This is a genomic window from Streptomyces sp. NPDC088762, assembly GCF_044750905.1.
Taxonomy (GTDB): Bacteria; Actinomycetota; Actinomycetes; order Streptomycetales; family Streptomycetaceae; genus Streptomyces.
The window spans coordinates 19,535-32,674 of record NZ_JBIVKT010000016.1 but is presented as its reverse complement, the minus strand read 5'-3'; the positions used below and the strand labels follow the sequence as shown (position 1 = coordinate 32,674).

The window sequence follows — 13,140 nt, the reverse complement described above, 5'->3', positions numbered from 1 at the left end:
TCTTCGCAGACGTCAGCGCAGGGCGTCGGTCAGCGGCCGGACGGTCGGTGCCACCTCGATCCAACCCGGAGCTCCGGCCGGCAGGTACATCAGCCGGGGGGCCGGCTCACCGGGGCGGTAGTGCAGGGCCAGCGGCATGTCGAACCCGAGATCGCCGATGAGCACCGATTCCGCCACCGGGACGGACACGTACTGCTCGGCGGCCACCGGGCCGGCACCGTAGAGGGCGGCCTGTTCGGGCGTCTCGGCCCACCAGTGGCCGGTCTCCCGAATCATCGCCTCCAGGGAGTACAGCACCGCTTGGGCCGTCGGACGGTCGGGCACGGCAGCCGTCAGGAACCCGGCGGCCCGCTCGAACGTCCAGGAGCCCGAGAGAATGGCGCCCACGATCTCCTGCGGGAGTTCGAAGGTGCCGATGCTCACTGTAGGAAGTGCGGCTCTCAATCGCCCGTCACCCTTCTGCCCGTGGCGGTCCGCAGGGCGCCGAGGATCGCGGCCCGGTGTTCGGGAGGCGCGAAGCCGCCGTGCTGCGGGAAGTTCCGCCCGTTGACCCCGCGGGACAGCCAGGTCACGTGCAGGCCACCGCCTTCCTGGATGACCGCGGTGAATCCGACGGTGCTGTCGGAGTCGCCGAACATACCCTTGTTCAGGATGTCGTGCCCGCCGCGCCGCGGCAGGATGCCGCCCGGGGTGTCCCGGTCGCTGCGTCGTGCCTCGAAGTGCCCGGTCTTGGGATCGTAGATCCCGCTGTAGGCCAGGTCGGGCGCGTTGCCGTCGATGGAACCCTGGTTCTCTTCCTGGGTCCACTTGCTCGACAGGCCACCGCACTTGTTGTTGTGGACGAGGACGGGTGCGTCGTCGACGAGCACGTAGTACGTGTGCAGGTCGCTGACCGTCAGGTTGTGCACGGTCGCGGACAGCGCCATCCGGTGCTCGACCGCGGTGATCTGGACGAGCGTGCCGGCGCTGGTGCGCAGCCACTGGCCCTGCCGCAGGTCGGTGGCGTTCACCCACTTGCGCAGGTCCTCGACCCAGAACGGGTGCCCGTCGGTGGCCGTGACCGAGGAGTCGGCCGTCGCCGCATCGCCGTCCGTGTCGACGGAGACCTTCACCAGGTTCTTGAAGCCCTGGTTCCGGAACTCGGCGCTGACCTTCTCGACCTCGGTCTCGCCCGTCTCCGGGCGCGTCGCGACGACCTCGTCACCGACCTCGACCTCCTCGATGGGCTTGGTCGAGCCGTCCCCCATCAGGACCTTCGTGCCGGGCAGGAAGCTGTTGCTGCAGCTGGTGGCCTTGGTCTCGCTCCCGCCGGAGTCGGTTTCCTTGCCCTTCGACTTCTTCGGGGCGTCGCCCTTCTTCGTCTCTGCGGACTTGGACGCCTTGCCGTCGCCGTCGGCCTTCTTGGCCTTCGACGCGGAGGATTTGCCCTGCTTGGCCGCCGTTGCCTTGGCCTCGTCGGCCTTCTTGGCGGCTGCGGCTGCTGCTTCTTGGACCTTCCTTCGGGCCGCCGCTGCTTCTTCCTCCAGTTTTCTGGCGCGTTCGGCGGCTTCCTCTATCTGCCGCTTCCATTCGGCGAGGTCTTCCGCGTACTTGGCCATGGCCTGCTGGTAGCGCTCGACTCGCCTGAGGATGTCGCGTGCGAGGGCGAGTTTGTGCGACCAGCTGTTGAAGGCTTCCCAGGCGCGGTCGAGTGCCTTGAGGATGCGCTTGGCGCGGCCTGCGAAGGGGAGTGCTGCGTCGAGGGCGAGTCCGGCGCAGGCGCCCCAGTCGCCGCCGAGGCAGTCGCGGATGTCGTTGTAGCCGGAGGCGTCCTTGAGGATGCCCATGGCGATTTCGAGTGCGATGTCCAGGGCGCTCTTGCCCTGGATCATGTTGGCCCAGGCGGCTTCGGCGTCCGTGAAGTCCTTGATGGGCATCACGGGCGGTGCGATGGACAGGCCGCTGGGGTCGCTGAACGTGACGGGTGAGTTGTTGGCGTAGACGTACGGGTTCTGCTGCTTGGGTTCGTTGAAGTCGACGATGGGGTCGACGGAGATGAACCGTCCCGTCGCGGGGTCGTACTCGCGTGCGCCGAGGTGGACCAGGCCGGTGGACTCGTCGACCTCTCCGCCGACGAAGCCCTTCTTGCCGGGCCACAAGGACGGGGCCGCGCCGCGGACCTCGCCGTAGGGCGTGAACTTGCGGCGGGTGATCGCCATGGTGGTGGCATCGACGGACGTCGTCGCCGTGCCGTTCTGGTCGGTCATCAGGTAGGACGTCGTGATGACGCCGTCCTTGGCCGTCTTGACCAGGGTCGGGCCGGCCGGGTGGCCGAAGTAGCGGGTGCTCTCCAGCTTGCCCGCCGTCGTCAGTTTGACCTCGGTGCCCGGCAGGTAGAGCGTGGTGCCGGACGGCTCGCGCTTGATCAGGCGGTTGCCGCCGGAGTCGTAGACGAACTCCGTGGTCTCCGTGCCCTTGGTGACCTTCGCCAGCTGGCCCGAGGCGTCCCACTCCAGGTTCTGAGTGTCACCCAGGATGGTGCGGGTCTTGGTGCTGCCCGCCGCGTCGTAGGTGTAGGACTCGGTGCGGGTGCCGGTCGGTCCGGTGGTGTCGACCTTCTGCAGCCTGTTGGCTGCGGCTTGGCCGGGGGTGCCGTAGGTGTAGGTGCGGGTGATGTCCTTGGTGAGGTCACCGGTCGGGCTGTGCTGGACTTCCTTGGTGCGGTTGCCCGCGGCGTCGAAGCTGTAGGAGCTCCAGTAAGCGCTAGGCCCGCCGACCTGCGGCTTCGAACCGGGGCCGGATGCGCCCGGCTGGGTGCCGCAGTCGTCCGTCGCGGTCCATGCCTCGTTCATGCGACGCAGGTAGTCGTACGCGAAGCACTGGGTGTCCGTGGTCGCAGAGGACTCCGGACCCTCCTTGTCGGTGATCTTCAGGATGTTGCCGACGGCGTCGTACTGGAACGACGTGTCGTTGATCCGGCTCGGCGACTGTTCCTTGTCGTTGACCGTCCGGGTGAGGAGGCGGGTCTGCTCGTCGTAGAAGTTGGTCGAGTAGACCTGGGATCCGGCCGGGCCGGATTCCGTGCGGAGCACGTCGCCCATGGGCGAGTAGTCGACCTTGCCGACGAAGGTCTTGCCCTGGATGCCCATGATGGTGGGCAGTTCCAGGTGGTTGTACTTCATGGTGCTGACTTCGGCGGGCAGGCCGCCGACGGCCGGCTGGTTGGTCCAGGCCGTCAGGCCGGTGTTGGGCCGGTAGCCGGTGGAGAAGCTGTACGACCCTGCGAGAGCTCCCTCGGAGGACGGGATGGTGATCTTCGTCCCGGTCGGGCGGTACTCGCTGTCGTAGCCGGTGACCTCCTGTGTGTAGGCGTTGCCGTTGACGTATCGGGTCGATGCGACCGGCAGGCCAACGGCACCCGGCAGGGTGTCGAAGGTGGTCGAGGTCAGCTTGGGACCGGTGATCGACCCCTCGTGGGTGGCGATGGTGCGGCCGAGGTCGTCGTACTCGGGGGCGATCGTCTTGCCGCGGGCGTCGGTGACGGTTGCCAGTCGGTCGCCCTGGCCGTACGTCATCGTCGTCGTGCCCTTGTCAGGGTCCGTCTGCTTGGTCTGGCGGCCGCGGATGTCGTACTCGAAGCCCCACTTGTCGCCGGCCTGGTTGACGACCGACTCCAGCGCGCCGCGCTGGTTGTAGGCGTAGGTCGTCTTGTCGTAGGCGCCGGTCGGGGAGTCAGAGCGGAAGAAGCGGAGCTCTGTCTTGCGGCCGGCGCCGTCGAGGAAGGCGCGGGTGGGGGTCTCACCCTTGGGCGGGTCGACGGTGATGTTGTCGCCGCCGTACGAGGTGGTCGTGCGGGAGGTTTCCAGACCGAACTTGCGGGAGATCTGTGCGGTCGAGCGGCCGGAGCCGTCGTACTCGGTCACCGTGGAGGAGGGGACCTCGTTGTCCTTCGGGTCCCACTGGACTCCGGAGGGCTCGCCTGCGGTGTAGTAGGCGCCGTTGCTCTTCCAGACCTGGCCGAGGCTGTTGTAGAAGGTGTCGGAGATGACCCGACCGCCTCCGAGGGCCTCCATCTGGGTCTGGCGGATGCGCAGGCTGCTGTCGTAGATGTCGTAGCTGGTGCGGTAGGTACCGTCATCCAGCAGACTCTTGTTGGAGATGACGACCGGACCGTCGGTGCGGACGTCGTAGGAGAACTCGCCGTCCGGGGACTTGGAGAGCGGGTCTCGGTCGGGGGACCAGACCTTGAGCAGGCGGCCGAGCCCGTCGTACTGCATCACCTGGCGGCGGCCGTTGGTGTCCTGCTTGGCCAGGATCGAGCCGCGGCCTTGGTCGGTCTCCGTCGTCTGGGTGTGGCCGGCCGAGTTGGTGGTGACCACCTTGGTGACGATCTGGCCGGAGGCCGGCGTGTAATCGATCTTCGAGACCTTGCCGAACACATCGGTGCTGGTCTTCGGACGGCCGTAGGCGTCGAAGGTCGCGCTGCCGTCCACCTGGTAGGTCGGGGCGCCGTTGGCGTATCCGGTCAGGGACTCGGTGGACTTCAGGTTGCCCGCGGCGTCGTAGGACATACGGACGTCCGACGTCACGTCCTCGGGCCGCTTCACGTCCGTGGCGTCACAGGCCTTGGCGACCGACTCGACCCGCTTCTGGCGGGCGATGATCCAGCGTGTCTCGTCCGAGTCGTACCAGTAGCGACTGCAGCTGTCGTCCGAGGGGTCCGCGACGTCGCCCTTGTTCGATACCCATTCGGCGAAGCCACGGTTGTCGTACTTGGTCTCCATCGCGGTGCGGCGCCAGCCGCGGCCGTCCGACAGCAGGATGCGGGAGTTGACGCCCGTGGTCTGCTGGACGAAGGACTGCTGGGGCTCGATGGTCTCCTCGGCCGTCGCGCCCGGTCGCAGCCGTGTGGCCGTGGGGCCGTAGATCCACGGGGTGTAGGTGGTGGCTGCCTCGAGGGCACCGCCTTCGCCGTTGTAGGCGAGGACTTCGCGGGTCTGGCCGGCGTAGAGGCGGTGGTCCGCTATCTGGTTGCCTTCGGAGTCGGTGACCTTGACCGACTTCTTGCCGCCGGCAGGCGTTGCCCTGTCACCGTCCAGGCCTCGGAAGAACAGCGTCTCGGTCTGGGAGCGCTTGTCCGGGGCCGAGCCGATGAAGGTGCGGACGCGCTCGTAGCCGCGCCACTGAGACCAGGTGCGGGTCTTGGGCCGCATCATTTCGGTCTCGTCGTCGAACGCCCACGCCGGGGTGCCGAGGAACTGGTACTCGGTGCGGCGGGTCGGCGAGTTGCCGTTGCGGTCTTCTTCCTGGACCCAGTCGACGACGTGCTTGTGGAACCAGTCGGTGACGTAGAGCTTCTTCTCGTGCGCCGGGTCGTTCGGGTCCGGGATCTCGGACACGACCGGGTAGCAGCGCAGCGTGTTCTTCTCCGGCGAGGCCGGCATGACACGAGGTTCGGCCGTCCGGCACTCGGGATCCTTGTAGTGGGCCAGGATCGTGGAGCCGGTTTCGCTGTCGATGGCTTCGATGCGGTAGCGGAGGTACGGCGGCTTGCCGTCCGTGGCGCCGTCGACGCGGTTGGGGAGCTGCTTGCCGCGGAACTTCACCGGTGGCAGCGGGGTCTCGACCCCGTTCTTGCCGGTGTGCTTGATCTCGCCCAGCCACAGCGGGTAGTCCGTGCCGTCACCCGTCATCGGGAAGTCCTGGGTCAGCTTCCAGGAGTCGACCGGCTTGCGCGCAGAACCGTTCCAGACCGAGGTGCTGATCTCGGTCAGGCGCTTGCGGGTGAAGAAGGTCGGCGTGAAGCGTCCCTTGCATTCTTCGCCTGCGGCGCAGAGCTGGTCACCGGGGGTGTCAGGCCAGTTCTTCGCGATGTCCCATGCGACTTCGGGCTTCAGCTTGGCCGGGTCGCAGTCGAACGTCGCGGTGACGAGGCAGCGTTCGGCGACGGTGAAGTTGACCTGGGCCGGAGCCTCGGCGAACAGGTTGTCGTTGCGCAGGCCGTAGGAGATGTGGTCCAGCCAACCGGAACGGTCGTAGGCGCGGGCGGTGGAACCGCCGGCGATCTTGTAGTTCGAGCCGTAGTAGTTGACCTCCTTCTGGTACCAGTAGGTCATCGCGTTGCCGCGAGGGTCCACGACGTAGTCGAGGTTCCAGCGGTAGGCCTGGTCGCACACCGCGTCGGCGAAGACCGCGTTGTAGCAGGGCTCACCCGGCTGGTTGCCGTAGACGGGCACGTTCCACGTGGAGTTGGTGACCGGCTTACCGGACACCCAGCCGGGGACCTTGTTCAGGCCGAAGTAGAACTGGATGCCCTGGGGGTTGGTGAACCTCCAGTGGTCACCCTCCTTGTCACCGTTCGAGGCACCCTGGAGCAGTTCCACGCGGGAACCGTCGTCCTTGGCGGGACGCCACTTCTTGGTGGCGTCGTCCAGGACCAGCGGCGTGGAGCCGCCGTTCAGGGACATCGTGACCATGGGTGCGCCGTGGCAGAGGTCGCCGGTGTCGTCCTTCGGGTTGTTGAACCCGGAACCGGCCAGCTTGTCCTGGCTGCAAGGCACATAGCCGCGCTCGATGTAGTTCGAGGCCAGATCCCAGCCGTCACCGACCCACGACGTCTGCTGCGCCGAGGCCGAGGTGCGACCGTCGATCTGCGCGCTCGAGTAACCGAGGGAGAGGGAGGGGCTGGGCCCGCCCAGCGAAGCGGGGATGTCCATGGGATAGGACCAGGAGAAGTCACCCGCGGCGCCACCGGCCTGCCACGAACCCGAGGGGTTCAAGGACGTGGCCTTGTACGTGCCGTTCGCACCGTCGGCACCGGGGCTGGCGGCCAGCGTCATGCTGCCGGTGCTGGAGGCGGTCGCGTTCACTGCCGACGGGGCCGAGGCCAGGTTCATGTCGGCGTGGTCCGATGCGCCGGCCGCCTGGGCGGGGGCGTGGGCAGACGGGGCCGTGAAGGTGGCGACGAGCTTGCCGGTGACCGGGTCGTTCTTGGTGGTGACCGGGAAGCTGCCCTTGCACTCGGGCTTGTTCGGTGTCGTCAGCGCACACGTGGGGATCGCCGTGAAGCGGAGCCGGGAACCCCAGCTGCCGCCGTAGGCGTTCTTGAACGTGTTGTAGTCCAGCTCCACCGAGACCGGAGCCGCGGTCGTGCCGGCGTCCGTGCGCTTCACAGAAAGCAGCAGGCTGTTCGCCAGGCCCGACTTCTTCGCGGCCGCCTGGTCGTGCAGGTCGACCTTCAGCTTCACGGGCTCGGTCGACGCCGTGTCCGACTGCGGAGCAGCCTTCTGCGAGGACTTCGGGCCCGCGGCCGCGGAGGCCGGGAGCGCCGAGAAGGTGACCGGGAGGGTGCCCGCCTTGACGGGGTTGCCCGGGGCCTTCGACGGGCCCAGGGCGAAAGCGCCCGCTGCGCCCTGGGACTTCAGGCTGACGACCGGCGGGGCGGACGCGTCGGGCAGGGCGATTTCCGCCGTGCCGGCCTTCGGCCAGGCGATCTTCGGCGCGGAGGTCTTCCACGCCTTCTTCTGCGACTCCGCGGGGCCCGCCGCGGCCTTGCCCTTGACCGGGGAACCGCCGACCTTCGTGAGCTTTTGCAGGCCCGGCTTCTTCAGGTCGGAACCTGCCGCCATGGCCGGGGTCGCGGTGAGACCGGCGGTCAGCATGCTGAGCGCCAGCACCGGTATCGGCCAGCGCCAGACACGCCTCAAAGGCGCACGCAAAGCGTGCGCCTGGGATCTTTTCAAAATTCGAACACTCCAAGCCGTCGCGCACGGTGGTTCAAGGCACCGCGCTAGTGGGCAACGGCGCCGAACCTAACAAGCGATCAGGTGGAGCGTCGAAGGTTTCCCGGAGTACGGACTGACGGCATCTCAACGCAAAAGCGGAGGTCAGCGTTCCGCGAAAAGGTTGTAGGGCGAAGGTGCTGAAGTTTCGTCAGCAATCTTGTGGAGTGTGCTCACACTCGTGCCCCGCGAGGGGATTCCGTCTGAAAACTGTTCCCCGGCTGCTACAAATCATTCGAACAATCGGCGACCGATTGCCAGGATGGCAGTAACAGGGCCAGCGCAGGAGGTCGTCTCAAACACCGGTCGGTAGCCGTCTCGGCATGCCCACCGCAACACCCTTGAGGACCTGTCAGTGAGACCACTCCCGACGCGTGCCCGCGTCGACGATCCGCCCTCCCGCCGAAGGTCGGCCGTCGCCACGACGACCGTGCTGACCGCCGCCCTGACCGCCACGCTGCTCGGCGCCGTGCCGGTCACCGCCTCCGCGGCCGACAAGGCCAAGGAGCCGCTGTCCGACTCGGTCGAGGAGGTGAAGGCGAAGGATGACGCGAAGAAGTCCGGCAAGCCGGTCGAGCTCACCTCCAAGCGCACCGAGACGGACGACGTCTGGGCGAACCCGGACGGGACGCTCACGCAGAACCACGCGCTGGTGCCGGTCCGCGTCTACCGCGGCGGCAAGCTCGTCGACGCCGACACCACGCTCGCGAAGGCTGCGGGCGGGCGGATAGCCCCGGCGGCCACCGCCGTGGGCCTGTCCTTCTCCGGCGGCGGTACGGGCGCGCTGGTCACCATGCGCAAGGACGGTCGCGACGTCTCGCTCACCTGGCCGAAGCCGCTGCCCGCGCCGAAGCTGGACGGGAACACCGCGACCTACGCGAACATCCTGGACGGCGTGGACCTGCGGGTCGTCGCCGATGTGAACGGCTTCTCGCACCAGATCGTCGTGAAGACGCGCAAGGCCGCCGAGAACCCGGCCCTCGCCACCCTCGACTTCGGCCTCGAAGGCAAGGGCGTCACCCTCCGCAAGGAGGCGAACGGCGAGCTCCGCGCGCTGGACCCGACCGGCAAGGCCGTGTTCAGCGCGGCCAAGCCGCAGATGTGGGACTCCGGCGCCGAGAAGATCCTCCCCCAGGCCACCGCGGGAGCGACGAACCCGACGCCCACGGCGGACCCGAAGACCGCCGCCCCCAAGACCTCCGCCCTCAAGGCCGCCCCGGCCGCCGAGGCCGCCGCCGCGCAGGCCGCCGCCCCGGCCGCCGCCGACCAGGCTCCGGTGCCCGCCGTCGACGGCATCTCCAACGGTTCCAAGGAGGCCGACCTCGGTGTCGACCTCAAGGGTTCCAAGCTCACCCTGAAGCCGGACCACAAGCTGCTCACGGCCCCGGAGACCACCTACCCGGTCGTCATCGACCCGGTGTGGCGGGACGACTGGAAGTCGGCCTGGACGATCGCCTACAAGCACACGGCCTTCTCGAACTCCGCCGGCACCAACTACTGGAACGGCGGCACCCTCAGCAAGGAAGCCCGCGTCGGCTGCGCCAAGGACGCCGCCAACGGCGGGACCGTCTGCGCCAAGACCTTCTTCCAGGTCGGCATGGGCAGCCTGTGGGACAAGCAGATCCTGGAGTCCACCTTCCGGATCCAGCAGAAGTCCGCCGGTTCCTGGAGCTGCCAGTCCGGCCAGCTCCAGATCTGGGACACCGGCACCATCAGCCGGTCCACCACCTGGAACAACCAGCCCAACTGGACGCGTCTCGTCGACTCCTCCGGTCAGTCGTTCGGCGGCCGCAACTGCCCCGGCGACAGCGACACCATCGAGCTGAGCGTGACCTCCGCGGTCGCCGACGCCGCCCGCCTGCACTGGTCGCAGTGGACTCTGGGTCTGAAGTCCGCCAGTGACACCGTCGACGTGTCGTGGCGCAAGTTCAACCCGGACAGCGCCCGCATCTCGACCAAGTTCAACACGCTGCCCGCGCGGCCCAGTGACCGCACCACCGACCCCTCGGTCCCGTGCACCGGTGGCCAGATCGGGGTGACCGACGAGATCGTCCTGCGCGCGCGCATCTCCGACGCCGAGGACAACTCGCTGTCCGCCGAGTTCCACTACTGGAAGGCCAGCGACTACAGCGGCACGCTGAAGTCCGTCAAGGTCCCCGTGACCAGCGGCAACGTCGCCCAGCTGAGGATCCCCGCCGCACCGCTCGGCAGTGACACCTACCGGTGGGACGTGCGGGGCAGCGACGGAACGGCGAACGGCCCCTGGGCCGGTCAGTGCGTGTTCACCATCGACCGGACCGCCCCCAGCCATCTGCCGGGCGTGACGTCGACACAATTCCCCGAGAACGATCCGGACAACACGGGCTACGCCCGCAGCGAGGGAACGTTCACCCTCAACGCCGGCGGCGAGAAGGACATCGCCAAGTACCAGTGGTACACGGAGTCCGACCCGAAGGTCCGTGAGGTCAGCCCGGCCGCCGCCGGCGGCTCGGTGGACGTCAAGTACACCCCCACCACGGCCGGTCCGCAGGTGCTGTACGTCCGCAGCCTGGACGCCTCCGCCAACCGGTCCAACCTGAAGTCGTACCTCTTCTACGCCAAGCGCCAGCCGACCCGCGACAAGCCCGGTGACCTCAACGGCGACGGAAACGTCGACATCTGGAGCATCGACCCGGGCTCGGCCCAGCTGTGGATGCACCCGGGCAAGGGCGACGGCTCCTTCGACCTGTCCCGGAAGCTGGAACGCGGCTCCTTCGCCAACACCAAGTCGCTGACCCACCGCGGTTCGTGGAACGACACGGACTACTACGAGGACCTCGTCGCCCTGCGGCCGAGCAACAGCGACCCCAGCCTCAACACCGTGTGGGTCTACCCCGGCAAGGGTGACGGCGACCTCCAGCCCGTCGACGCCAACGCGTTCGAGCTGGACACCTACACCCCGGACAACAAGCACTGGACCGCCGCCGAGCAGACCGTGCTGATCGGCAGCGTCAACGACGACAACGGCGACGGCAAGACCGACGACGGCGACAAGCCCGACCTGCTGGTCAAGGAGGGCGCCAACCTGTGGCTCTACTTCGGGCAGCCGGACGGTTTCGTCGACCTCCCCGGTCTTGAGCCGATCCTCCTCGGCAACACCGACTGGCAGAACATGACCGTCATGGCGCCCGGTGATCTCAACGGCGACGCGCTGCCGGAGATCTGGGCCCGCGACACGGTCAGCGGCAAGATCCACCAGTACACCAGCAAGAAGAGCACCGACGCCACGTCGCCCGCGTGGATCGACCTGGCGGTGTACGGGGACCCGGCCGCCCGGGCGACCTCCATCGGCACCGGATTCACCGGCGCCGCCTACCCGCACCTGGCCAGCAACGGCGACTTCGAGAAGGACGGCTACGCCGACCTGTGGTCGCGCGACGGCAACGGCCAGATCACCGAGTTCCCGGGCCGCGCCCTGACCGACGGTTCGGCTTTCGGTCCCGGCCGCAAGCTGGTCCTCGGCGGCACGCCGTGGTCCCAGTGCCAGGCGTTCACCAAGCCCGGTACCACCACCGCCCGCTCGCTGTGCGGGCCGATCCTGGCGAAGTTCCTCGCCAAGGGCGGCACCGCGGCCCTCGGCTACCCGACCACCGACATCACCGTGTCGACCGACACCGTCGGCCGCTTCGTGCACTTCCGCAAGGACGGCGAGACCAGCGACAGCGGCTCCGTCTACTGGCACCCGAACACCGGCGCCTGGGCGGTCGTCAACGGCATCCGCACCAAGTGGATGAGCCTGGGCGCCGAGACCGGCTTCATGGGCTACCCGACCTCCGACGAGAACCGCACCTTCGACCAGGTGGGCGCGTTCTCCACCTTCACCGGATCCGGCGGCAACGGCGCCATCTACTGGGCGCCCGAGTTCAGCTCGAAGTCCATCCACGGCGCGGTCTACAAGAAGTACCTCGAGCTCGGCGGCCCCGCCGGCCCGCTCGGGTACCCGACCACCGACGAGACCAACCACCCCGACGGCATCGCCCGTTACAACCACTTCCGCCACCGGGGCGAGACGGCCGACACGGCCTCCATCTACTGGACGAAGACCACCGGCAAGGCCTGGTCGGTCGGCGGCGGCATCCGCACCAAGTGGATCGCACTCGGCGCCGAGAAGAGCTTCCTGGGCTACCCGCAGTCGGACGAGTACGACGTCTACGCGGGTGTCCGCGAGGACTTCTCGGGCGGCTACGTCCGCTACAACAGCACCACCGGCGCCAGCGTCGAGCACAAGCCGAACGACCGCACCGCCGACAAGCGCACCGACCTGAGCGGTGACTTCAACGGCGACGGCCGCTCCGACATGGCCACCGTCTACGACTACGGCAGCGATGCCATGGCGATCTACGGCCTGACCGCCAAGGAAAACGGCGGGTTCAACGCCCCCGTTCTCGGCTACGTCACCGGCAAGGGGAACTGGAACAACTCCCATGCGCAGTGGGCCGCCGGTGACTTCAACGGCGACGGCCGTGACGACCTGGCCGCGCTCTACGCCTACAGTGACGGCGGCAACGGCCTGTTCACCTTCGTCGGCAACGCCGACGGAACCTTTACCAGCCTGGGCCGCAGCGCCTACTATGCCCCCGGCGGCTGGTCGGGCAACTCGGCGAAGATCGTCGCCGGCGACTTCAACGGCGACAAGCGCGACGACGTGGCCATGATGTACGACCACGGCAGCTGCACCACCGCCGCGTACACCTTCCTCTCGAAGGAGGACGGCCGGTTCAACAACTTCACCGGCAGCTACCGCTCGGCCAACGGCAACTGGTGCTGGAACGAGTCCAAGCAGGTCACCGGTGACGTCAACGGCGACGGCCGCGACGACATGCTGGCGCTGTACGGCCACAGCGACGGCAGCGTCACCCTGCACACGCTGCTCGCCAAGGCCGACGGCGGCTTCGCGACTCCCATCCGTACGTGGACCCGCACCCCCGGCAACTGGGACTACGACCGCTCCAAGCTCACCTCGGGCGACTACAACGGCGACGGCCGCGCCGACGCCGCCATCATGTACCGCTACGACAACGGCCGCTCGGCGCTGTTCACCCTGACCGGCAAGACCGACGGCGGGGTCAACGAGGCCGTCAAGAGCTGGGACACCCCTGAGGGGACCTGGTACGGGGAGAACGCCGGAATGCCGGTGTCCGGCGACACCGACAAGGACGGCCGCGACGACATCGCGATCATGTACAACTACTACGCCGGAGGCACGGCGGCCTGGACCTTCACGTCCCGTACCGACGGCGGGTTCAACAGCCCCCTGAAGAGCTGGGAGGCGCCGGCCGGCACCTGGTAGCAGCCGGGAGCCCCCCCATGACATGACACCGGCCCCCGGGATCCGAAAGGA

Annotated in this window: 3 protein-coding genes; 1 reads left to right on the top strand and 2 read right to left on the bottom strand. The window is 68.1% G+C overall.

All coding sequences use genetic code 11. The features are described 5' to 3' along the window. Nucleotides 1-12 precede the first annotated feature (12 nt). Together ACIP5M_RS28685 and ACIP5M_RS28680 are read right to left on the bottom strand one after the other, a co-directional pair. Nucleotides 13-423, bottom strand: a complete 411-nt coding sequence (locus ACIP5M_RS28685) for a hypothetical protein (RefSeq protein ID WP_401202093.1) — start codon at nucleotides 421-423, stop codon at nucleotides 13-15. A gap of 17 nt (nucleotides 424-440) precedes the next feature. Then, complete coding sequence (locus ACIP5M_RS28680; RefSeq protein ID WP_401202091.1) at nucleotides 441-7,685, bottom strand: RHS repeat-associated core domain-containing protein; 7,245 nt, start codon at nucleotides 7,683-7,685, stop codon at nucleotides 441-443. Nucleotides 7,686-8,115: 430 nt separating this feature from the next. On the opposite strand from ACIP5M_RS28680, the gene ACIP5M_RS28675 reads away from it, so the two are divergent. Continuing rightward, complete coding sequence (locus ACIP5M_RS28675) at nucleotides 8,116-13,089, top strand: FG-GAP-like repeat-containing protein (RefSeq protein WP_401202089.1); 4,974 nt, start codon at nucleotides 8,116-8,118, stop codon at nucleotides 13,087-13,089. Nucleotides 13,090-13,140: the final 51 nt, after the last annotated feature.